The following is a 22058-nucleotide window of genomic DNA, read 5'->3' on the forward strand; positions in this document are numbered from 1 at the left end:
CTAGCGCTGTTCCGCCAGGTAGATCCTGGTGAGGCCTTTCGCAATGGCCTCGACAATCTGCTCGCGCCGCAAGGCAATATGCGAAGTCAGGCATTTTTCTCCCTTCTCCCAGTCGTGCGCCTGCAAGGCGTGAACGATTTCAGCGTGTTCGCTCTGGGTGGAATCGCGCCCGATATTCTCCATGTCGATCCAGCGGATAAACCGGATGCGTTCGTTCAGGCTGACCAGCATCCGCTTGAGTTCGGCGTTGCCCGCCATGGCGGCAATGCGCAGGTGAAAGCCTTCGTCCAGTTCCACCAGTTGCGGGATCGGGGTATTTGCGGGCACCGACTTGCTGTGCTCGAGGTATCGCGCAAGCTCCTCGATGCTCTCAGCCGAGGCCCGCTCGAACGCCAGGCGCAGGCAATCGCGCTCGATCGTTACGCGTGCTTCGTATAGGTCCAGCATTTCCTGGATATCGAGCGGCCGGCGCACATAGCCGCGGCTGGACTCCACCAGGAAGCCCTCGGTGGCAAGGCGGGTCAGCGCTTCGCGCACTGGCGTCCTGCTCACGCCGAGGCGTTCCGCCAGCTCGATCTCATTGAGTCGTTCGCCGGGCTTGAGCTCGTAGGAAATCGCCATCTCGCGCAATCGACTGATGACATCGGATCCCCGTTTGCGCCTGACAGCGGAAATCAGCGGCTTCATGCCGTTGGTTGCTTGCATAGATATTCCTCGTTGGCCGCGATCATACCCGACGCTGCCGAGCCGCCAGGTGACGCATCCATGCCTTCAAGTTTAAGTATACTTAATTGTATCCTGCAGTGTATTCTTATCTTGCCTGCCCGACACTGACTTGGAGACTCCTGGAATGACGAAGATGAACGGCGCTGAAGCCATGGTCCGAATGCTTCAACTGAATGGTGTAAAGCACGTCTTCGGGCTGTGCGGCGATACCAGCCTGCCCTTCTATGACGCCATGGCCCGCCTCGACCATGGCATTGACCACATCCTGACGCGCGATGAGCGCAGCGCCGGCTACATGGCTGACGCCTATGCCCGCGTAACCGGCAAGGTTGGCGTATGCGAGGGGCCCAGTGGCGGCGGAGCCACCTACTTGCTGCCGGGTCTGGTCGAGGCCAATGAATCTTCAGTGGCTGTGCTTGGGATTACCTCGGACGTGTCGGTCGGCTCGCGCGGCAAGTACCCCCTGACCGAACTCGACCAGGAAGCGCTGTACCGCCCCCTCACCAAGTGGAACACCACGATCGACCGTGCCGACCAGATCCCGGGCGCGGTGCGCGGCGCCTTCCGCGCCATGACCACCGGCAAGCCCGGATCCGCGCACCTGTGTTTGCCATACGACGTGCAGAAGCATGAGGTGGATGTTGCCGACGTATGGGCACAGCCTGGCCACGACCGCTTCCCTGCCATGCGCTATGCGCCGGACCCGGCCGAGATCGAACGGGCAGCGCAGCGGCTGGTCGCAGCGCGCATGCCGGTCATCATCTGCGGTGGTGGCGTGGTCATCTCTGGCGCCTGCGCAGAACTGGAAGCGCTGGCCGGCATGCTGAATGCCCCGGTCTGCACCACCGTCAGCGGGCAAGGCAGCCTGGCCGACACCCATCCGCTGAATGCCGGCGTGGTCGGTGCCAATGGCGGCATCATGGCCACGCGCGAGATTGTCGCCAAGGCCGACGCCGTGCTGTTCATCGGTTGCCGCGCCGGCTCGACCACCACCGAGCACTGGCGCTTCCCGTCGCGGGACATCGCAATCCTGCATCTCGATGCGGATCCGATGGTGATTGCCGCGAACTACCGCACTGACGTCGCCATGGTTGGCGATGCCCTGCTCGCCCTGAAGGCGCTCAACACCGCCGTGAGCGACCGCCTGGCCCACCGCCCGTCCGACGCTGCCGACGGCGCCGCGCTGGCCGGTGCCGCGCGTGCCGCCAAGCTCGCCGCCTTCGCACCGCTGGCAGCCTCGCTCGATGTGCCGATCAAGCCGGAGCGCGTGGTGGATGCGCTCAACCGGCTGCTGCCGGATGACGCCATCGTGGTGGCCGACCCCGGCACGCCCTGCCCGTATTTCTCCGCGTATTACAACGCCAGCAAGCCTGGGCGCCATTTCATCACCAACCGGGCCCACGGCGCCCTTGGCTTCTCGATGTCGGCCGGGATCGGCGCGGCCGTTGGGCGCCCGCGTGCGACCGTGGTATCGGTCATGGGCGACGGCAGCTTCGGCTTTACCTGCGGCGAGATGGAAACGCTGACGCGACGCAGGATTCCGCTGAAGATGATCGTGTTCTCGAACGCTGTATATGGATGGATCAAGGCAAGCCAGAAGGCCGGCTACGAGCAACGCTACTTCTCGGTCGATTTCAGCCGCACGGACCACGCGCGCGTTGCCGAGGCGTTCGGCATCAAGGCCTGGCGCGTGGAAGACCCGGGACAGCTCGATGCCGCGATCCGCGCGGCGCTGGAGCATGATGGCCCGGCGCTGGTCGACGTGATTTCACAGGAACTGCAGGACACCGCCGCACCCGTGAGCCAGTGGATGGGCTGACATCCAGGCCATGTCCAGAACGCTTATCTGATCCGAACCAAAGCTCAACGATGGGAGAGGTATCTATGTCTAGCCGACTTGCGGCACCAGGCCGCCAGAAAGCGCTTGGTGCCGGCGTGGTGGCCCTTGCCTGCCTGCTGCTGCCGCTGACAACGGCAGCAGCAGGGCCTGACAATGCCACGCCACTGAAGCTGGTGGTCACCTTCCCGCCCGGCGGCAGCACCGACATTGCCGCACGCATCATCCAGCCGAAACTGGCGGAGGCGGCCGGGCGGCCCGTGGTCATCGAAAACCGGCCCGGCGCTGCCAGCCAGGTCGCCACCCAGTACGTGGCTCGCTCCGCGCCGGATGGCAATACCCTGCTGGTCGCCTTCGATACGCATGCGATCAACCCCGTGGCGAAGTCCAGGCTCCCCTATGACACGTTCAAGGACTTCACTGGCGTCACGTTTGCCGTGCGCTTCCCGCTCGTGATCGGCGCATCGCCCACCGTTCCTGGCAAGGACCTGCGCAGCTTCCTCGACGCTGCGCGGCGTGAGCCGTCCAAATACAGCTACGCCTCCACCGGGCTTGGCTCGATGAACCATCTCGTGGCCGAGGACCTGAAGCGGCAGGCTCGGGTCGAGTTGATGCACGTGCCCTACGCCGGCGGCGGTCCCGCGGTCCAGGCAGTGCTGGGCAATGTGTCCAGTATCACGCTGCTGAGCTATGCGGCCCTGAACGGCCAGATCTCTGCCAACAAGATCAAGCCGCTGGCCGTGACGGGCGCGCGCCGCCTGCCCGACCTGCCCGATGTTCCAACCGTCATCGAGTCCGGGTTCCCGGACTTCGAGGCCTACTCGTGGATCGGCATCTTCGCACCGGCAGGCACCCCACCTGCGGTCGTCAGGAAACTGACGGAAGATTTCCAGACCGCATTGTCGGACCCGGAAACCAAACGAAAGCTGACCGCGGCCGGCTTCGAGGTCATGGCCACCGATGGTCCCACCGTAGACCGCTATGCGCGCGAGCAATACGAGCGCTGGCACAGCTTCGTCAAGAAGACCGGGCTGAAGCTGGAAGACTGAGGCGGGGCCGAACGCATCGCATTCGGGGGTGCCGCGGACCGGGCTGAAGAGTCGCCTCGAAACTTTGGCCCGGCCCGCGGTTCTAATTTCGTATGGTGAGCAAATTGTCTGTCAATCGGCGCCCCGTCTGGTTCTGGCTTGCAGTCGGCGCCGCGGCGGTGCTGATTGGCCTGGTCGTCCTGTCGCCTCCGTTCAAGGCCTTCGTCGACCAGGCCATCGATTGGGCGCGGGCGACGATGGAACAGCACCCCGCGGCAGGCGCGCTGGTCTTCTTCCTGTTCTCGGCCGTGTCTGCCATGCTCGCCTTCGCCTCGAGCGTGGTCCTGGTGCCGCCGGCCACCGAGGTGTGGGGCAAGCCGCTCACCATTGTTCTGCTCTGGGGCGGCTGGCTGCTGGGCGCTGTGGCCGCCTTCGGCATCGGCCGCCTGGCCTACCCATTGCTCGCCCGCAGTGGTTACGAGGACAAGCTGGCGAAATACCAGGACTACGTTTCGCAGCGCATGAAGTTCTGGGCGGTGCTGCTGTTCTGTATCGCGGTTCCGTCGGAAATTCCCGGTTATCTGTTCGGCTCCATGCATTACCCCTTCCGCAAATTCCTGGCCGCGATGGCCATCGCCGAAGCGGGCTATGCGTTGGGTATCGTCGTGGCCGGGGAAAGCCTGGCAATCGATCGGCCCTTACCGTTTCTCATCGCCGTCGGCATCCTGGCGGTCGTCGCGGTGCTTGCGGGCCTGGTGCTGCGTGCGGTCAGGAAGCATAGGTCAGGCGGCCTGCAACGGCGCTGAACGGGGCTGCCAGGGGCCTGCGGGAGACCACTTTCGCCCCATGGCCGGTCAACCGGCGTTTGTGCCGGATCGGTCATTCAAGGCCGTATCCGACGCTACTGGAACCGCCGACAACTATCCTAAGATAAATTCCCAAGAGTGCATTTCCGGGGGCTCGCTCGGTTGCTTCAGGAGGAGACATGCGGCTAGCTGACTTCATCATGCGGGACACTGCGCGCATTGTGGCGACATGGGAGGAATTTGCGACCACCCTGCTGCCGGCCGCAAGAGGCATGGACTCCTTCGCGCTGCGTGACCACGCACCGCAGATCCTGCAAGCCGTGGCGAAGGATTTGTTGACCCCGCAAACGAGGGAAGCTCAACGCGAAAAATCAATGGGGCAGGCCCCCAGGCTACTCGGTGCGCCGGAAACCGCTGCACAAACACACGCCCTCATGCGCGCGCGCGGTGGCTTCAACATCAATCAACTGGTCGCTGAGTACCGGGCGCTGCGCGCCAGCGTGCTGCGCTTGTGGATTGACGAATGTCAGCCGGCCGCCCCGGATCTGGACGAAGTAATGCGGTTCAACGAGGCTATCGACCAGGCAGTCGCGGAGTCCGTGGATTTTTTCCATTCGGAGGTAGAGCAGGCTCGCGACCTGTTGCTCGGCATGGTTGGGCACGATATGCGCAGCCCACTGCAGTCCATCCAGACGACCGCCTCATATCTGGCGGCGCTGAACGCGGGGGAGAAGGTATCGGAAGCTGCAGCCCGGCTGATTCGAAGCGGTTCCCGCATGAATTCTCTTCTGAATGATCTGTGCGATTTCAACCGAACGAAACTCGGCTTGGGTATCAACATCACGCCTGACGACGTCGATCTGGCTGACTTGGTTGCCGATACCGTGGACCAGTTGCGTACAGCTCATCCGGCCCGCCGCATCGATCTTGAGGTGAAGGACAACGTGCAGGGTATTTGGGACGGTCCGCGCCTGCAGCAACTGCTTTCTAATCTGGTGCTCAATGCGATAAGGTACGGCGCGCCGGACGAGCCGGTCCGCGTTGTAGTCACCGGCCATGACGCGGAAGTCCTTCTCGAGGTCAGGAACAGTGGTCCCGCCATTGACCCGCTGTCGCTGCAGCGCCTTTTTGACCCGCTGAGGAGAGGCCCGGATCAGGAGCAAAAAAACGCGGACGGCCTCGGACTCGGGCTGTATATAGTGAGCGAGATTACCAAGGCCCATCAGGGATCGATCGAGGCGCGCTCCGACCAGACAGGGACCACGTTTGACGTGCGTCTGCCGCGTCGCAGGTAACGGGCGCGCGCAGCCTGTTCTCTATCGCCGACAGCTGGAATTACCGCTTCACCAACTCCCGTTCACCACCTCACCCCTGCTTTCCCGCCTGAAGCGCGTCGGCGCATGCCCGGTCCAGCGCTGGAACGCCCGGCGAAACGCTTCCTCGCTGGCAAAGCCAAGCTGCTCCGCGATTCTTCCTACCGGCCAGTTGGTCGTGCACAGGCATTGTTCGGCGTATTCCTGCAGGCTGTGTTCGCGCAGCGCCCGGTAGCTGCTGCCGTCGGCAGCGAGACGGCGGCGCAGGGTCGGTTCGCTCACATCAAAGCGCATGGCCAGCTCAGCCAGCGTCGGCAGCCGCGCGCCATGCACCAGCGCTGCATGCAGGATGCCGTGCACCTGCTGGCTCAGTGATACGACCTCGACCGGCGCACCGATCAGCCGGTAAGGAAAGTCTTCCAGGAAGGCATCGAGCTCCGCGGCCTGGCGCACGACCGGGCGGTCGAGCAAGGCCTCATCGAATTCGAATCCGTAGGTCTGGGTCCCGGACGTCACCGCGGCATGAAACAAGCCCAGGAAAGGCATGGCGTCCTCGCGCCGGGGATGCGCCAGGTAGACGTGGGTCGGGCGTAGCGGCTGGCCGACCAGCCAGCCGAACAGCAGCATATAGAAGAAGAGACCGGTCAGATCCACCAGGCAAGCCGCGGAGGAGTTCGCACGCCGCAGCGAATCCATGCGGAACACCGCCTGGCCTGCGCTTTGCCCGAGGCTGAGCGCACCGGCGCGCGGATACAGCATCGCGCAGAAGTCGGCCGCGCAGCGGATCGCCTCCCTCAGCGTCTGGCTGCTCAAGACGCAACGGCACAGCAAGTCCACTTCCTGCTTGCGCATCGGGGGGTGGCCGTTGCCTTTGGCGACCAGGGCTTCCAGCCGCTCGATCGCGGCGCGGTAGAGCGCGGTGAACCTGGCGGGCGGCGCATGCCCGGATGCGCCGGCGGCAGGTGGAACCTCGACGCCCTGCCGCTTCAGTTCGTCCAGCAGGCGCTGCACCATGCCGTGCGGAACAGGTACGGGATTCCCCGGTATGTGGGCATTCATGGTCGCTGGTCGTGATTGCTTCGGTAGCGATGGTTGATCGTTCGGGTGGGGATCCGGTGCGGCCTGGCCTCCCATAATCATCCCGGCACTTCCACCCGCGCGGCAGCTTGCGCACGGCCTGGGCGATGGAGGTTGCCATGCCACAAACACCATGGCTATACGGGACAACCCATGACCGCGCTTCCCTCCCGCAAAAACCCCCGGCTCCGGCATCGCAGCTTTGCTGCCACGCCTGCGTCGCGCGAGACACACCGTGATCCACATACTCGATGAAATCGTGCTCGCGCCCGGGCACCTGCCCACTGTGCTGAGCCTGCTGGAAAGCCAGTACCTGCCCGGCAGCGCCGCCAGGGGCCTGGCACTGCTGCAGCGCTGGGTGTCGCCGCCCGTGGCGCTGGAAGATGCACCCAATACGCTGTGGCTGCTGTGGCAAGTGGCGGATGCGCCGGCTTACTACGCCATGCGCGCAAGCATCGATGCTCCGGCCCTAGCCTTCTGGTCGACAGTTGGCACGCTGTGTGAAGCCCGCCGCCGCCATGTGATGGCCGATGCGACAGCTGCGCTGACCCGGCGCAAGGAGCATAGCGATGCGGCTTGAGACAGCACAGGTGCGATTGCACGCCGGCTTCAGCGCCGGGACGTGCACACAGGAGCAAGCCCTGCTTGCGCGGATTGAAACGCTGCCGGGCCTGCGCGATGTGGCGATTGGCCGGAACCTGGCGGGAAGCTGGGGCGCTGGCGACTACACGCTCGACCTGCAATTCGACGCGACTTCATCCGGCTCGCCCGGTCACGACACCGGCCTGGCCACCGCGCTGGCCGGCATGGCGGAGGTGGATAGCGTCGCCTATCACCCGATCTCGGGCGGTCTGCGCGCCCCTCAGCTGCGCCACGGGATCTGGCGCACGCTGATGTTCCGGGTCCGGCCTAAAGCGCCGGACCGGCAGGTCCGCGCACTTGAGCAGGACCTGCTGCGGATGCCCGAGTACATGTCCGGCATCCGCAACTGGCGCCTTGCCCGCGCCCTGTCGCCCGGCACCTGGACCCATGTCTGGCAGCAGGAGTTCGCCAGCGCGGACGACCTGCTGGGCGAATACCTGATGCACCCCTTTCATTGGGGCCATGTCGACCGATGGTTCGACCCCGAGTTTCCCGAATGGACAGTCCAGGCGATCTCCCATGCCTTCTGCCCGCTCGCGACAAGCCTGATTGCCAACCACAACCGCACAGAGGAATACGCGCCATGACCGCACACGGAAAACTGACAGGGAAGATTGCGCTCGTGACCGGCGCCAGCCGCGGCATCGGCCGCGCCATCGCGCAGCGCTTCGCGGCGGAGGGCGCGCTGGTGGTTGCCACGGCACGGCGCGCAGGCGAGTCCGACGACGAGCCTGGCACGCTGGCCGAGACAGTGAGCCAGATCCGGCGGCAAGGGGGCAGTGCCATCGCGCTGGCGGCGGATCTCGAAGACCCGGCGCAGCGCGACGACCTGGTGGCGCAGGCGGCAAGCGCCGCGGGCGGTCTCGACATCCTGGTCAACAATGCCGGCATGGCGGAATACAGCGGCATCGAATCGATGCCGCTGGAAATCTTCGACCGGACGGTCGAGCACTACCTGCGCATCCCCTTCGTGCTCAGCCGCGCAGCGATCCCGCTGCTGCGCACGCGCGGCGCGGGATGGATCCTGAACCTGGGCTCCGTCACCGCCCTGTCGCCTGCTCGCCCGTATCAGGATTTTGACCGGGCTGGCGGGGTCACGGCCTACGCCGCGGTCAAGGCCGCCATCAACCGGTTCACCGAGGGCCTGGCGGCAGAACTGGAGGCCGACAATATCGCGGTCAATTCGGTAGCGCCGAGCACGGCGATCCGCACGCCAGGCAGCGAGCGCTATATCCCGGACGGCTATCCGACCGAGCCAGTGGAGTACCTGGTGGAAACGGCGCTTGCACTCTGCAGCGTGCCGGCCCGGCTGCGCACCGGCCACATCGCCCATAGCCTGCACTTCCCGCTGGCGCACGGACTGAGCGTCCGTACGCTTGATGGTCAGGGCATGCTGCCGCCGCCAGTGATCCCGTCCTGGGCACATCCCGGTTTGAACCACGAACTGTCCGCAAAGCAAGCCCATGGAGAAGAGCATGCGCGCTGTCGTCATTGACCGTACCGGCGGACCCGACGTACTCAGGCTTGGAGACCTCCCGACGCCGGAACCCGCTGCCGGCGAAGTCCTGATCCGCGTGGCCTGTGCCGGCGTGAATCCCGCTGACTGGAAATGCCGTGAAGGCTATCTGAGCCACTTCATGCAATATAGCTTTCCGTTCGTGATCGGATTCGATGCCAGCGGCGTCGTGGCAGCGGTGGGAAGCGGCGTCAAGGACTTCGTCCCGGGACAGCGCGTGTTCGCGCAAACCGCGGTCGGCGCAGGCAAATGGGGTTCCTATGCCGAGTACGTCGCGGTCAGCCAGGATTGCGTGGTGCCGATTCCCGACAACCTGGGATTTGCCGAGGCCGCGGCAGTCCCGACCCCGGCGCTGGCCGCCTGGACCGGACTCTTCGACGAAGGCGGACTCAAGCCAGGCCAGACGGTGCTGGTTCATGGCGGTGGCGGCGCGGTCGGCACGTTTGCGGTGCAACTGGCAAAGGCGGCCGGCGCAACCGTCGCTGCCACCTGCAGCACGGCACGACGCGACGAACTGATGGCGCTCGGGTGCGACCTGGCAATCGACTACCGTGGCGGCGACATCGCTGCCGCGATGCAGGCATGGGCGCCGGCTGGCGTCGACCTGGTACTGGACGCCGTTGGCTGCGGCACCCTGCCGAACGGCATGGACCTGCTCAGGCCCGGCGGCATCCTTGTCGCCATCCTGACGCTGGTCAGCGGCGACAACGGCCCGGATCCTGCCGCAGCCACGCAGCGCGGCGTCCGCACCGCGGTGGCGTTCAGCAAGATGCCCAGCGGCGCGCAGCTGCGCGAGATCGCGGCGCTGCTCGGCAGCGGGCGCCTGCGCCCGCCCCGCATCGAATGCCTGCCGCTGGAGCAGGCCGGGCGCGCGCTCGATCTGGTGCAGTCGGGCAAGGCGGCAAGCAAGCTGGTGCTGCGTATCGACGAGCCAGCCAATGCTCACGACCTGGTCGCTGGCTTCTAGTCAGGCATCAGGCCGACTGAATCATAAGTTGGATGCTGCTTGCTTGATCAAACAGCGCGGTCACGCGCACTCACGGTTCCTGGACACGTTGGCGCGACCGCGGTAATTCTGGCGACGGAGGTGCCTTGGAACGTTGCCCACGTGTTGCCAGCCAACAGAGGATCGACCCGGCACATACCATGGATGCGCCCTTCCAGAAGGCGATCGACAGGGGTGTACGCAAGAGCATGGCCGCCAGGGCGGCGGAAAGCACCGGAATGAAGTAGGAAGCGCCAGCAAGGACCGTGACATTGCCATGCAGGATGCCAACATTCCAGGCCGCATAGCCGAACCCCATCGCGGAGGCGGCCAACGCAAGATAAATCACTGCCTGATAGCTGAATTCCATCGTCCCGCTCTCTGTGGCGGAATACTTGATCCACAGGGCCAGCGCTGTCAGCATGAAGAACAGCGTGATGCCATTCCTGCCTTCGGCAATCCGGTTGGTCACAGTGCAATATGCCGCCCAGATCAGGGCACCAAGGAAGGCCAGCCCATAGCTGAGCGGATTGTCCTGGATGTTCTCCGCCATCCCGGCCAAGTCCAAGCCCTGATCCCCGCCAAGCACCCAGCAGATCCCGAGAATGGCGATCAGGAAGCCGGGAATGATCAGCAAGTTGGCCTTCTGCTTGTTGAATGCGATGGCACACAGCATGGTGAAGCTCGGCCACAAGTAGTTGACCATCCCCACCTCAATGGCTTGCCTGCTGCTGTTCGCGTAGCCAATGGACAAGGAAAGACACAGCTCGTAGGAAACGAACAGAATGCTTCCCCAAACCAGATAGCGCCGGGGAAAATCCTGCATTCTGACGAAACCGACTGTCAGCAAGAGCAGGGCCGAGGCGACGGTATAGATCATTGCCGCCCCACCGGTTGCCCCAAGGTTTTCGCTGACACCGCGAATCAGGCCGACAATCGAGCTCCATAACAGAATCGCGATGAGCCCGATGAGAGTTGCTTTGCTCTTGCTTTGCATGACACCTGTTTGCACTTACCAGTCGATCTGAACCATCGGCATTGTAAGGGCACCATGCTCAGCCGCAGCCAACGCGGGTATGGCCCGTCATTTCACCTGCCTGGCGTATTACCGGTCGGATACGTCGATCCAGATGGGAACGAAGTCGAGAAGATGCCGGGGTTTTCACCGCTCCCAGAGCAGGCATTGTCAGCAACTGGGCCAGCCGTCATGTTGTGGCGGTCACGACGCGGGCCGATATAGACTCCCCATGCCAGGATCCAGGCGCTTGTCCAGGTCTAGTCATTCGGGTTGAATGCCAGCCTGCTTAGCCAGATTCGCCCAGCGATCCGTCTCTGCGCGCAGCCGGTCTCCGAGTTGAGCAGGCGAGGACGCCTTGAGGTCGATACCCTGGCTGTCGAGCCGTGCCTTGGTCTGCGGATTCGCCAATGCCGCGCGAACTTCGTCCGCAAGCCTGCTCACGACGGCAGACGGTGCCCGCGCGGGAGCCACCAGGGCCCACCATTGGCTGACCTGCATTCCCGGCAGCCTGGCTTCGGCTGCGGTCGGCGCGCCGGGAAGCGAAGGCACGCGCACCGGGCCCGTCACCATCAAGGCCGCGATCTTGCCACCGCCAAGCAGGCTGCTGCCGCTTGCCAGCGTGGCGAAATGGCCTTTGACCAGTTGCGCGGACACATCGGTCAGCGCGGGCGCCGAGCCCCGGTACGGTACGGCATCGACCGGGATGCCCGCCTGTGCTTCAAGCATCTTGGCGGCCAGATGGCTGATCGTGCCGTTCCCGCTGGTGGCAAGCTGCAGCGGCGTTCCTGCCTTGCGTGAGTCCGCAAGGAAGCGCTGGACGTCGCCAGCGCGATAGTGCGTGCTGTCCGCGAACAGGATGAGCGGCGCCTCGCCGAGCAGTGAAACCGGCGTGAAATCGCGCAACACGTCGTATGGCATCTGGCGGAACACTGACGGCGCCACGGTATGAGCCAGCTCGATGACGCCCAGCGTGTAGCCGTCGGGAGCCGACTTTGCCAGGATGTCGGCGCCGATGCGGCCGGAGGCGCCGGCACGATTGTCGACGACCACGGGCTGGCCCATCGATTCGCTCATTCGCTGCGCGACCGCACGGGCCAGCGCATCGGTACTGCCGCCGGCAGCCCAGGGCACGATCAATCGGATCGGCTTTTCAGGGTAGGCGGCCAGGGCCGACGGTACCTGAGCCGCGAGGCCGAATGTGACGGCAGTCAACAGAGAACGCAAGTTCATGGGTGGCTCCGAAAATTGTCTGTAAATCAAGCTTGTCCCGGATCGCGATCGCCGCGTGCAGTCAGCATCAGCATGACTGCTTCCGTTCTGGCGATGCGCCCGTCGGCGCGCAGTGCTTGCGTCGCGGCAAACCCCGCGCCCGCGCACAGCTCGACCCAGAATCCGGCCGCAGCGAGACCGCGGGTGCCATCGCGTGCTGCCGCGTCGTCGATGACAACCGCGCCGCCGCCCGATTGCCTGACGGCGTGGACCTGCTGCGCGGTCACGGTCGAGCCGGCCGTGGAGAATTGCTGGGTCGTGCCCGGGAAGTCCGACTGCTGCGGCGCGCCCGCCAGCACGCGCGACAGCCGCGGGAACGGCTCGATCGCCCAGAGGCGGGGCAGCTTCGAAAGGTGCCCCAGCGCGACCAAGTCCCGTAGCGCGCTATAGATGCCCCACAACAGATCCCCCCGCGCCGTCGGCACCATGACATGGTCGGGGCGGCATCCTTGCGCCACCCACTCCAGTGCGACAGCACGGTAGCCTTCCACACCAAATACCGGGCTACCCACCGCGGGCACGCTGTAGTTGGTCAGCGCAAAGGCTCCCTCTTCCCTGACGCGGCGGCGGACATGCGCCCATCGCGCGTGACCGTTGTCGCAGATGACACGCCGCGCACCGTAGTAACGCAACGCGGCATCGAAAACGGACGGAAGCGCCTGGTAGGTCGCGACTTCGCAGTCCAGTCCCGCGGCGGCGCAATAGGCCGCGGCCGAGACTGCGGCGTTGCCGCTTGACGCCAGCACCACCTCGCTCGCGCCGATATCCAGCGCCCGGCTTACGGCCTGCGCCGACATGCGATCCTTGTGCGAGCCGGTCGGATTTGCGCCTTCATTCTTGATCCAGACGGACGCCACGTCCGCCAACGACGCCAGGGTTGGCACCGGTACGCATGGCGTGGCGCCCTCCCCCAAAGACACACCTTCCAGGTACGGCTGCCAATGCCCCCATGTATAACTTCCGCTTCTTGGCGCAAAATCCAGTGCGTGGGGCTGGTAGCCAACTTCGAGACTGCTGGGCCGGCCGGCGCTTGCGCAGTTCGGGCACCCTTCCGGCATGTCGCTGACTGGATATTGAGCGTGGCAGGTAATGCATTGCAGGGCATGCATCGCCGGATTGACAAGCGCTTCGGTCGGATGCGGATAGCGGCTGGCGCGCATGATAAAAGCCCAAGTGGTCATGACCCGAGTCTATGTGATGTCACGCCCGGGCAGCGCAGGCATTCCGATTATCGAATTAAGCAAAACTTATAGGATTGGGTATGGGGACAGCCACCGACATCGTGATCAGCGCCCGGCAAATCGAGGTGTTTCGCATGGTCATGCGCCTGGGATCGGCACGCCGGGCCGCCGAAGCCCTGCACATCAGCCAGCCCGCCGTGACACAGATCGTGCTGCAGCTTGAACAGGCAGCGCGGTTAAGGCTGTTCGACCGAAGCAAAGGGCGTATGGTGCCCACGCCCGAGGCGGCGTCCTTGATCGACGAGGTCGAGCGCGTCTATGTCGGCCTCGACGCCGTGCAGCGCAAAATTGATCAGCTGCGTTCCTATGAAGATACGGTCCTGCGCGTCGGCGCCTTGCACGCCATGGCCTCCAGCGTGATGCCGTCATCGGTGGCGGACTTCATCCACAACCACCCCCGCGTTCGCTGCCAGCTGGAGGTCGACAGCTCCAGGGGCTTGCGCGAGCGCCTGCTTCAGCGCGAACTCGACATCGCGTTCATGGGCGACGAGGCGGACACCAGCGGCCTGACCGCGTCCGAGTTCTACGCAGTGCAGGCGGTTTGCGTCGCTCCCGCGACGCATCCTTTCGCGGCGCGCGCGAAAGTCGGCATCGAGGATCTGATCGAGGTTCCGTTGATCGGCCTGGACGCTTCGGATCCTGCGCAACGCCGGCTGGAAGCGTGCTTTTCCGAGTCCGGCATCGAGCCGCGTTTCGTGGCGACAACACCGTACAGCCACACGCAGTGCTCACTGACCCTGGCCGGTGCTGGCCTTGCGATCACCAATCCATTGGTGGCCCGTAGCTACGTAGCGCTCGGGCTGCGCAGCGTACCGCTCACCGCTCCCGTTCGATTCCGCGCAATCCTGGCATTCCATCCGGCACAAGGCCAGTCGACGGCGGCACAGCAGTTCGTGAGCCTATGCCGGCAGCGGTTGGCCGATTTGCTGTGATGCACGTGCAGCAATGAGGGGCGCGTGCAGGAAAGTGCCATAGCAGCACGTCCGCGGCGGTTCAACGGCCAGGAGTCCCTGCCCGAAGCGCAGTGCTCCTGCGCCCCGCCGTTAAGGCGTGCCGCCCGACACATCGATCCGATACACCCGCCCGCTCGTCGCCGACGTGCCCGGATCGGCCAGCACGTACAGCGCCTGCGCGTCATCCACGCCAAAGGAGAACACACTGCCCGGGATCGTGACGTTCCAGTCGACCTGTTCTGCGACAACCCCGTCGCGATACATGAAGCTCAGCAGCTTGCCCGTGCAAAGGTCGGAATAGAAGTACCGCCCATGCAGCACCGGGTTGGCACTGCCCCGGTACACATAGCCGCCGACGATGGCACAAGCGCCCGCTTCGTGGCCGTATTCGAACACCGGCATGGTCAGCCCGGTCTTGTCGCAAGTGGCCGCACCCACGCAGGCGGTGCCCTCGGTCCGGTTCCAGCCGTAGTTCAGGCCAGCGCTGGTGGCCGGCGCCACGTCGACTTCCTCGCGCTGGTCCTCGCCGACATCGGCGATATACAGTAAGCCGGCGTCGAACGTGAACCGCCACGGATTGCGCAGGCCGAGAGCCCAGATTTCGCCACGGCTGCCGGACTGGCCGACGAAGGGATTGCCGGCAGGCAAGCCGTAGCCGGATGCGCCGCTGACGTCGATGCGCAGCATCTTGCCGAGCAGCATTCCCGGGTTCTGGGCGTTGCCCGACGGATCGCCACCGCCACCGCCGTCGCCCGTGCCGATATAGAGCATGCCGTCCGGGCCGAACGCGAGCTGGCCGCCATTATGGTTGGAGAAGGTGCCGTGCGGGATCGACAGCAGCACGGTGCCGGATGCCTCGGCGATATCCGGATTCGCGGCCGATACCTTGTAGCGGGCGATGGTGATGGCCCCATTGGTGTCGGTGTAATAGACGTAGAAGCGGCCGTTGGTCCCATAGTTGGGATCGAACGCCATCGACAGCAGCCCGCGCTCGCCATCGGTCGTCGTCAGCGCGGCGATATTGAGGAACGGCGTAGCGACCAATGCGCCGTTGCGCACGATCCGGATGCGGCCGGCCCGCTCGACCACGAACAGGCGCGGATCGCCGGGGGGCGCGGTCAGGAAGATGGGCTCGGATAACCCGCCGGCAACCTGCGTCAGCGACAACTGCACTGTTTCCGGTGAGCCGTATTCCACGCTTGCCAAAGCACGGCCGCCCGCGGTCACCGCCACGGTCTGCGAAGGCGGCTGCGGCTTGAGGAGCGTGCTGCCAGTCAGCACGCTGGCGGCACTGACGGTATAGCTGCCAGCAGCCAGGTTGGACAGCGTGGTCGACTGGGTCACGGTCTGGCGGAACTGGCCGGGCCCCAATACCGTGATGGCCGCCGACGTCCCGGATGGCAGGCCGGAGATGGAGAGCGTCAGCGCGCCGGTGCCCGCGCCGGTGCTGCCGTCACCGCCCCCGTCTCCCCCGCCCCCTCCGCAAGCTGCGATACCCAGGCAGCAGGCGATGAAGAATCGGCAAAGCGAGTAGCGAAGTGCTTCGGACATGGCGCGCTCCTGTCACGGCTCAGGCACAGCCTGCCATGCAAGAACTGAACCACGGCCCTGGCACTAGTCCCGCCGGGCGCTTCCGGCGGCAGGCGCGCCTCGCCTTTGTAAAAAATGCTTCCTGCGCGCGTCATCGGCGCCGTCAGCAGGGCATGCAGCATGCGCGCCAGCAGCCGCTGCGTATCGGGCTCGGCCAGGTATTCCGGATGCATGAGCGCCACCATTTGCCGCGGGAAGTCGGCCCGCTTCTCGAAGAAGTTCTTGTAGGCTTTTCCGAGGTCTTTGAGCGCATGTTGCAGCGGATGGAGACGCCCTCCTTCCTCAACCGCAACAGCGGAATCCGACGAAGAGGTCGCTGCGGTGCGGCAGGTAGAAGTTCCGGTAGCGAGGATGCTGCATGCGGGCATGGGTGGCGAACGATCCGCCGCGAACCGAGCGATGCGTGTGAAACCAGGGGACGGAATATTCCTGGTAGGGGTCGGGCGAGAACCCTGCATAGGGCACGAAAGGATCTGCCGTCCATTCCCACACGGCGCTACCCCAGCGGATCAGGTCATGCGTTGCCGCATACTCCCATTCGGCTTCCGTGGGCAAGCGCTTGCCGGCCCAGCGGCAATAGGCTTCCGCCTCGTAGGCATTGATATGACACACCGGCTGCTCGAGCGGCAGCGGCACCCACTGCCCGAACCAGCGCAACGCCCATTGCCCCGGGGCGCCGCCGGCTGTCCGGCGCCAGCGCAGCGGATGCGCCAGCCTGCTCTGTTGCAGCCATGCGCGTCCGTCGTCTGACCACCATTGATGGTTGCGGTAGCCGCCGGCGGCCACGAATGCCGCATATGCGGCATTGCTGACGCAAGTGCGATCGATGCGGAACGGGGCGATATCGACCGGGTGGGACCACTTCTCGTTGTCGAAGACGAAGCCGTCGCCCCCGCTGGGCGACCCCATCTGGAACGTGCCGCCGCCCGCGGCTGCCGCGCCGGCGCCTGGCGCAATGGAAGGCATGCCGAGCGGGGCATGCAGCGGATAATCGAGGGTCTGGCGCATATAGGTCAGCGCCTCCGCATGCATGTCTTCGTGGAACAAGGCGAGCCGGAAAAAATAGAGCGCCGCGTCGGTATCGTCCGATGTGGCGAGCCTGGCGCGAACTTGCTCCAGCACGGCGGCTGCGTAGTCGCGAATCTCGGAGAGCCGGGGCAGCGCAAGATGCCATCGGTCCCGGTGGGCGACGCGCATGGAATCGAAGAGGCGGTCGGCGTCCGGCAGCATGGACGGGAGGCTGGCCACCCAGCAGCCGTCCTGGCCGGCACGTGGCTCCCGCAGCACCCATTGCTCCGTGAACCAGGCGATATGGGCATACTCCCACAAGGGCGGATTGATTCCCGCGTCATACGGAACCTGCCATTGGGACGGCGACAGCTCCTCAAGCACGGCCCAGGTGCGCCGGTGCGCATCGGCAAACGCCGCATCCAGCTCGAACTTGTTTATCCTTCTTGCTGCCGCCCCCTCAGAACCTGTCGTCATGCGTCCTCCCAAGGCCACCGTCGCGATTATCAGTCCAGCGCTGCGCAAAGCCAACAATGGCAACTGGCAAACCGCCAATCGCTGGGCCCGGTTCCTGCAGGGGGACTACGATGTCACGCTGGCCGCTGAATGGTCGACGGCCAGCCCGGGCGGCGCCCTGCCCGACTGCCTCATCGCCCTGCACGCCCGACGCTCGGCCGAGTCCATCGCCAGGTTCGCCGAGGCTTGTCCGGATCGTGCGCTGATCGTCGTGCTGACCGGCACCGATCTGTACCGCGACATCCGCACCGATGCATCGGCCCAGCGCTCGCTCGAACTCGCCACCCACCTGGTGGTGCTGCAGGACGAAGGGCTGGCCGAACTGGCGGCCGCGCATCGCGCCCGGTGCCGGGTGATCTACCAGTCTGCCCCGGCATGCGCGCCCGCGGCGCCCCGCCAGAATCACTTCGAGGTCGTGCTGGTCGGCCACATGCGGGCGGAAAAAGACCCGCTGACGCCCATGCGCGCGCTCTCGCTGCTTCCCGACGATTCGCGCGTGCGCCTGATCCACATCGGCGGCGCGCTGGATGACGCCTATCAGCAGGAAGCCCTGGCGCTGGAAGCACGAGCCTGGCCCGGTGTGCGGCGCTATGTCTGGCTGGGAAACCTGCCCCATGACGAAACCCTGCAGCACATCCGGAAAGCACAGGCCATGGTGATCTCCAGCGCCATGGAAGGCGGCGCCAACGTGATCATCGAGGCCGTCGCCAGTAGCGTGCCGGTGCTGGCCAGCCGCATCCCGGGCAACGTCGGCATGCTGGGCCGTGATTACGAAGGCTATTTTCCGTTGGGTGACGCCGCGCAATTGGCACTGGTGCTGGAACGCACCAGCCGGGATGCCGGGTTCCTGGACCGCCTGCGGCAGCAATGCGCACTTCGCGCGCCGCTGTTCGCGCCGGCGCGGGAACGGGCGGAAGTGAGTAAACTTGTCGCCGACGCCTTGAAACCAGAATGACTCGGAGCCCCGCAGTGGACCAGCCAGACAACGCAAAGATCAAGCTCACCGCCTTTTCCCACGGCGGCGGGTGTGGGTGCAAGATCGCCCCCGGTGTGCTTTCTGAAATCCTCAGGAATTCGGTCGGCTTCCCTGCTCCGGCAGCCCTGCTGGTCGGCAAGGAAACCAGCGACGACGCGGCGGTCTACCAGCTCAATGAGAGCCAGGCCCTGATCGCCACCACGGACTTCTTCATGCCGGTGGTGGACGATCCGTACGATTTCGGGCGTATCGCCGCCACCAACGCCATCTCCGACGTCTATGCCATGGGCGGAACCCCGATCATGGCGCTGGCGCTGGTCGGCATGCCCATCGAAAAGCTGCCGCCCGAGGTCATCGGCAAGATCCTCGAAGGCGGCGAATCGATCTGTGCCCAGGCGGGCATCCCGGTCGCGGGCGGCCACACCATCGATTCCCTTGAGCCGATCTACGGGCTGGTGGTCCTTGGTCTGGTGCACCCGAACCGGGTCAAGAAGAACAGCGGCGCCAAGGCGGGCGACAAGCTGATCCTCGGCAAGCCGTTGGGCGTGGGCGTGTTGTCCGCCGCGGTGAAGAAGGACAAGCTCGACGCGGCTGGCTATCAGGAACTGATTGCCTGCACCACCAAACTCAACACGCCCGGCCGACTGCTGGCCGAATTGCCGGCTGTCCACGCGCTGACCGACGTGACCGGCTTCGGCCTGCTCGGCCACCTGCTGGAGCTGTGTCGTGGCGCGGGCGTCGGCGCGCGGCTGGACATGGGGCGGATTCCACTGCTGCCGCGGGTCGAGCGCATGGCCGCCGAAGGGCTGGTGACCGGCGCATCGGGGCGCAACTGGGTCAGCTACGGCAGCGAGGTGGACCTGTCCACGTCGGTCACGCCAAGCCAGCAGGCACTGCTGACCGATCCCCAGACCAGCGGCGGCTTGCTGGTGTCGTGCGCACCGGAAGCCGTGGACGAGATCCTGGAGATCTTTAGCCGGGAAGGCTTCGCAGACGCTGCCGTGATCGGAGAAATGACGCAAGGTGCCGCCCGTGTTGCCGTTGCTTAAGCGCCTTGCCGCGCTGACCCTGCTGGGCTTTGCCGGCCTCGCCAGTGCCCAGGCTGTCCTGAAGGTCTCGGCCATTCCCGACGAGTCCCCCACCGAGCTGCAGCGCAAGTTCGCGCCGCTTGGCAACTACCTGGAGAAGGAAACCGGCATGAAGGTGAAGTTCGTGCCCGTCACGGACTACGCTGCGGTGGTCGAAGCGCTGGCCACCGGCAAGATCGACATGGCGTGGCTGGGCGGCTTTACCTATGTGCAGAGCAAGATCCGGACGAAGGGAGCCACCATCCCCATCGTCCAGCGCCAGGAAGATGCCGCGTTCACCAGCAAGTTCATCACCGCCGACAGCGCGATCAAGTCACTGGCCAACCTCAAAGGCCACACCTTCGTCTTCGGCGCGCCGTCCTCTACCTCCGGCCACCTGATGCCACGGCACTTCCTGCTGCAGGCGGGCATCGACCCGGACAAGGACTTCAAGACGGTCGCCTATTCGGGCGCCCACGATGCGACGGTGGCTTTTGTGCAGGCCGGCAGGGCCGACGCCGGCGTGCTCAATGCCTCGGTGTGGGACAAGCTGGTGGAGCAACGCAAGGTGGATCCCGCCAAGGTCAGGGTATTTGCTGTCACACCGCCCTACTACGACTACAACTGGACCGTGCGCGGCGGGCTCGATCCGGCCTTGCGCAAGAAGCTGACCGAAGCGTTCCTGCGGCTTGACCCGGCCAATCCCGAGCACCGGGAGATCATGGCATTGCAGCGGACCGCCAAGTACATTCCCACCCGGCCGGAAAACTACGACGGCATCGAGGCCGCAGCCCGGGCCGCGGGCCTGATCCAGTGATGCCGGTCTGATGAGCTTCCGCCTGGACGCCGCCAGCATCAGCTACGCCAACGGACAGCGTGCGCTCAGCCAGATCACGCTGGCGGCCGGCCGCGGCGAGCCCATCGCCGTCATCGGTCCGTCGGGAGCCGGCAAGACCTCCTTGCTGCGCTTGCTGGCAACGTCGCTGCGGCCAAGCGAGGGCCGTGTGGAGGTGCTGGAGCAAAGCCCCTGGGCGGTGTCCGCCGCACGCCTGCGGCAGTTGCGCTGCCGCATCGGCATGGTGCACCAGGCGCCGCCGATGCCGCCGCGCCAGCGCGTGATCACCGCCATCCTTGCCGGCCGCCTGGGCATCTGGCCCGCCTGGAAATCCTTGCTGTCGCTGGTCTATCCGGCAGACATCGATGGTGCCGGCGAACAGCTCGCCCGCCTTGAGCTGGCCGACCGCCTGTTCGACCGCTGCGACCAGCTCTCGGGCGGCCAACTGCAGCGCGTGGGCGTCGCCCGCGTGCTTTACCAGCGCCCGGATCTGATCCTGGCGGACGAGCCGGTCTCGGCGATGGACCCGGTGCTGGCCAACCTCACCCTGGGCGAGCTGCGCAAGGAAGCGGATACACGCGCCGTGCCCCTGGTCGCCAGCCTGCACGCAGTGGACCTGGCGCTGCGCTGGTTTCCCCGCATCGTCGGCCTGAAGGCGGGCGAGATCGCCTTCGACCTGCCGGCCGAGCGCGTCACCGACGCGCTGCTGCGCGAACTCTATGCCTCCGAAAGCGCATCGCCACCGGTACAGGGCAGCCAGGCCCTGATGAGCATCGCGGCGGGTGCGAGCGCCGCCATCGGTGGCGATACCCGACCCAGGCCTGCGTGCCGATGACCGCCCACCCGCGCGATCCCCAGGCGCTGCGGCGCGCCAGCGGCCTGGTGGTCGCGCTGCTTCTGCTGTGGCCATTGTTGCAGCTGTCCCGGTTCAGCCCTTCAGCCTTGTTCGACACCGGAAACCTCAAGGTGATGGGCGCCTTCGTGCGCAACTTCCTTCCCCCCGAGGTTTCGCCCGGATTCCTCGGGCTTGTGGTCAACGCCACGCTGGAAACGCTGGCGATCGCCACCGCTGGCATTGCGCTCGCCTTTGTGATCGCAACACCTCTGGCCGTGGCCTTGACGGGCAGCCTGTCGGTGTCGCGCATCGGCCCCGGCCGGGGACGCAAGCCGCGCATGGCGGTGCGCGCTGGCGTGCGCGCCCTGGTGCTGCTGCTGCGCGGGGTGCCGGAGCTGGTGTGGGCACTGGTCTTCGTGCGTGCCCTCGGCCTGGGGGCGGCGGCGGGCGTGCTCGCTCTGGCCATCACCTATGGCGGCATGCTGGCAAAGGTCTATGCGGAAATCCTCGAATCCAGCGACAAACGCGCCGTGGATGCCCTGCTTGGCAGCGGCAGCGGGCGCCTGGCGGCACTGTTCTATGGGCTGCTTCCCCATGCCGCGCAGGAGCTGGTCTCGTACACCGTCTACCGCTGGGAATGTGCCATCCGGGCTTCCGTGGTCATGGGCTTCGTTGGCGCCGGCGGACTTGGGCAGTTGATGGACCAGGCCATGAAACTGCTCAACGGCGGGGAAGCCGCGACCATCCTGCTAGTGTTCCTGCTGCTGGTCCTGCTGGCGGACGCGCTCAGCGCGCACCTGCGCAAGCTGCTCGACTGAAT

Annotated in this window: 21 protein-coding genes; 14 read left to right on the forward strand and 7 right to left on the reverse strand. The window is 65.5% G+C overall.

Features of this window, described 5'->3' with window-relative positions:
• On the reverse strand, positions 1–705 hold the full coding sequence (locus tag AC3WVS_RS07520; RefSeq protein ID WP_010812617.1) for a GntR family transcriptional regulator: 705 nt from the start codon (positions 703–705) through the stop codon (positions 1–3).
• Between the two features lie 145 nt (positions 706–850).
• Here AC3WVS_RS07520 and AC3WVS_RS07525 point away from each other — a divergent pair, with 145 nt between their 5' ends.
• The 4 genes from AC3WVS_RS07525 to AC3WVS_RS07540 all read left to right on the forward strand — a co-directional run bounded on the left by AC3WVS_RS07525 (position 851) and on the right by AC3WVS_RS07540 (position 5692).
• Complete coding sequence (locus tag AC3WVS_RS07525; RefSeq protein ID WP_492318064.1) at positions 851–2545, forward strand: thiamine pyrophosphate-binding protein; 1695 nt, start codon at positions 851–853, stop codon at positions 2543–2545.
• Positions 2546–2610: 65 nt separating this feature from the next.
• Positions 2611–3612 carry a tripartite tricarboxylate transporter substrate binding protein gene (locus tag AC3WVS_RS07530; protein ID WP_492318065.1) on the forward strand — a complete coding sequence of 334 codons (1002 nt, stop codon included), beginning with the start codon at positions 2611–2613 and terminating at the stop codon, positions 3610–3612.
• Positions 3613–3704: 92 nt separating this feature from the next.
• Complete coding sequence (locus tag AC3WVS_RS07535) at positions 3705–4397, forward strand: TVP38/TMEM64 family protein (RefSeq protein ID WP_492318066.1); 693 nt, start codon at positions 3705–3707, stop codon at positions 4395–4397.
• 179 nt (positions 4398–4576) lie between these two features.
• Entirely contained in the window at positions 4577–5692 is a 1116-nt protein-coding gene (locus AC3WVS_RS07540) for a sensor histidine kinase (protein WP_492318067.1), read from the forward strand.
• A gap of 48 nt (positions 5693–5740) precedes the next feature.
• Here the strand turns inward: AC3WVS_RS07540 and AC3WVS_RS07545 are convergent, their stop codons facing one another.
• Positions 5741–6724, reverse strand: a complete 984-nt coding sequence (locus tag AC3WVS_RS07545) for an AraC family transcriptional regulator (protein WP_492318214.1) — start codon at positions 6722–6724, stop codon at positions 5741–5743.
• 298 nt (positions 6725–7022) lie between these two features.
• Between AC3WVS_RS07545 and AC3WVS_RS07550 the strand changes: the two genes are divergently transcribed.
• Genes AC3WVS_RS07550 through AC3WVS_RS07565 form a run of 4 tightly spaced genes read left to right on the forward strand, consistent with a single transcriptional unit; the run spans position 7023 to position 9912 of the window.
• Positions 7023–7367, forward strand: coding sequence for a hypothetical protein (locus tag AC3WVS_RS07550; protein ID WP_492318068.1), 345 nt, complete (start codon positions 7023–7025; stop codon positions 7365–7367).
• Complete coding sequence (locus AC3WVS_RS07555; protein ID WP_492318069.1) at positions 7357–8016, forward strand: Dabb family protein; 660 nt, start codon at positions 7357–7359, stop codon at positions 8014–8016. The genes AC3WVS_RS07550 and AC3WVS_RS07555 overlap by 11 nt, the downstream gene beginning before the upstream one ends.
• Positions 8013–8924: an SDR family NAD(P)-dependent oxidoreductase gene (locus tag AC3WVS_RS07560; protein WP_492318070.1), complete on the forward strand. Its 912-nt coding sequence runs from the start codon at positions 8013–8015 to the stop codon at positions 8922–8924. Before AC3WVS_RS07555 ends, AC3WVS_RS07560 begins: the two co-directional genes overlap by 4 nt.
• On the forward strand, positions 8905–9912 hold the full coding sequence (locus tag AC3WVS_RS07565) for an NADP-dependent oxidoreductase (RefSeq protein ID WP_492318071.1): 1008 nt from the start codon (positions 8905–8907) through the stop codon (positions 9910–9912). The genes AC3WVS_RS07560 and AC3WVS_RS07565 overlap by 20 nt, the downstream gene beginning before the upstream one ends.
• Positions 9913–9982: 70 nt before the next feature.
• Here the strand turns inward: AC3WVS_RS07565 and yddG are convergent, their stop codons facing one another.
• The 3 genes from yddG to AC3WVS_RS07580 form a co-directional block, all read right to left on the reverse strand.
• On the reverse strand, positions 9983–10927 hold the full coding sequence (gene yddG / locus AC3WVS_RS07570; protein ID WP_492318072.1) for an aromatic amino acid DMT transporter YddG: 945 nt from the start codon (positions 10925–10927) through the stop codon (positions 9983–9985).
• A gap of 282 nt (positions 10928–11209) precedes the next feature.
• Positions 11210–12178, reverse strand: a complete 969-nt coding sequence (locus tag AC3WVS_RS07575; RefSeq protein ID WP_492318073.1) for a tripartite tricarboxylate transporter substrate binding protein — start codon at positions 12176–12178, stop codon at positions 11210–11212.
• Positions 12179–12204: 26 nt separating this feature from the next.
• A complete protein-coding gene (locus AC3WVS_RS07580; RefSeq protein WP_492318074.1) occupies positions 12205–13101 on the reverse strand; it encodes a pyridoxal-phosphate dependent enzyme in 897 nt (298 codons plus the stop codon).
• A gap of 377 nt (positions 13102–13478) precedes the next feature.
• Between AC3WVS_RS07580 and AC3WVS_RS07585 the strand changes: the two genes are divergently transcribed.
• Positions 13479–14390, forward strand: a complete 912-nt coding sequence (locus AC3WVS_RS07585) for a LysR family transcriptional regulator (protein ID WP_492318075.1) — start codon at positions 13479–13481, stop codon at positions 14388–14390.
• Positions 14391–14501: 111 nt separating this feature from the next.
• Here the strand turns inward: AC3WVS_RS07585 and AC3WVS_RS07590 are convergent, their stop codons facing one another.
• Positions 14502–15962, reverse strand: a complete 1461-nt coding sequence (locus AC3WVS_RS07590) for a PQQ-dependent sugar dehydrogenase (protein ID WP_492318076.1) — start codon at positions 15960–15962, stop codon at positions 14502–14504.
• 321 nt (positions 15963–16283) lie between these two features.
• On the reverse strand, positions 16284–17498 hold the full coding sequence (senA, locus tag AC3WVS_RS07595) for a selenoneine synthase SenA (RefSeq protein WP_492318077.1): 1215 nt from the start codon (positions 17496–17498) through the stop codon (positions 16284–16286).
• Between senA and senB the strand changes: the two genes are divergently transcribed.
• Genes senB through AC3WVS_RS07620 form a run of 5 tightly spaced genes read left to right on the forward strand, consistent with a single transcriptional unit; the run spans position 17485 to position 22056 of the window.
• Positions 17485–18480, forward strand: a complete 996-nt coding sequence (gene senB / locus AC3WVS_RS07600) for a selenoneine biosynthesis selenosugar synthase SenB (protein ID WP_492318078.1) — start codon at positions 17485–17487, stop codon at positions 18478–18480. The two genes, senA and senB, sit on opposite strands and share 14 nt — an antisense overlap.
• A complete protein-coding gene (gene selD, locus AC3WVS_RS07605) occupies positions 18477–19550 on the forward strand; it encodes a selenide, water dikinase SelD (protein WP_492318079.1) in 1074 nt (357 codons plus the stop codon). The genes senB and selD overlap by 4 nt, the downstream gene beginning before the upstream one ends.
• On the forward strand, positions 19534–20385 hold the full coding sequence (locus tag AC3WVS_RS07610; RefSeq protein ID WP_492318080.1) for a putative selenate ABC transporter substrate-binding protein: 852 nt from the start codon (positions 19534–19536) through the stop codon (positions 20383–20385). The genes selD and AC3WVS_RS07610 overlap by 17 nt, the downstream gene beginning before the upstream one ends.
• A gap of 10 nt (positions 20386–20395) precedes the next feature.
• Positions 20396–21238: a phosphonate ABC transporter ATP-binding protein gene (locus AC3WVS_RS07615; RefSeq protein ID WP_492318081.1), complete on the forward strand. Its 843-nt coding sequence runs from the start codon at positions 20396–20398 to the stop codon at positions 21236–21238.
• The gene (locus AC3WVS_RS07620) at positions 21235–22056 is read left to right on the forward strand and encodes a PhnE/PtxC family ABC transporter permease (RefSeq protein WP_492318082.1); all 822 of its coding nucleotides are present in this window, start codon (positions 21235–21237) and stop codon (positions 22054–22056) included. Before AC3WVS_RS07615 ends, AC3WVS_RS07620 begins: the two co-directional genes overlap by 4 nt.
• Positions 22057–22058: the final 2 nt, after the last annotated feature.

Source organism: Cupriavidus sp. CPT47-8839-RL05A, assembly GCF_058792255.1.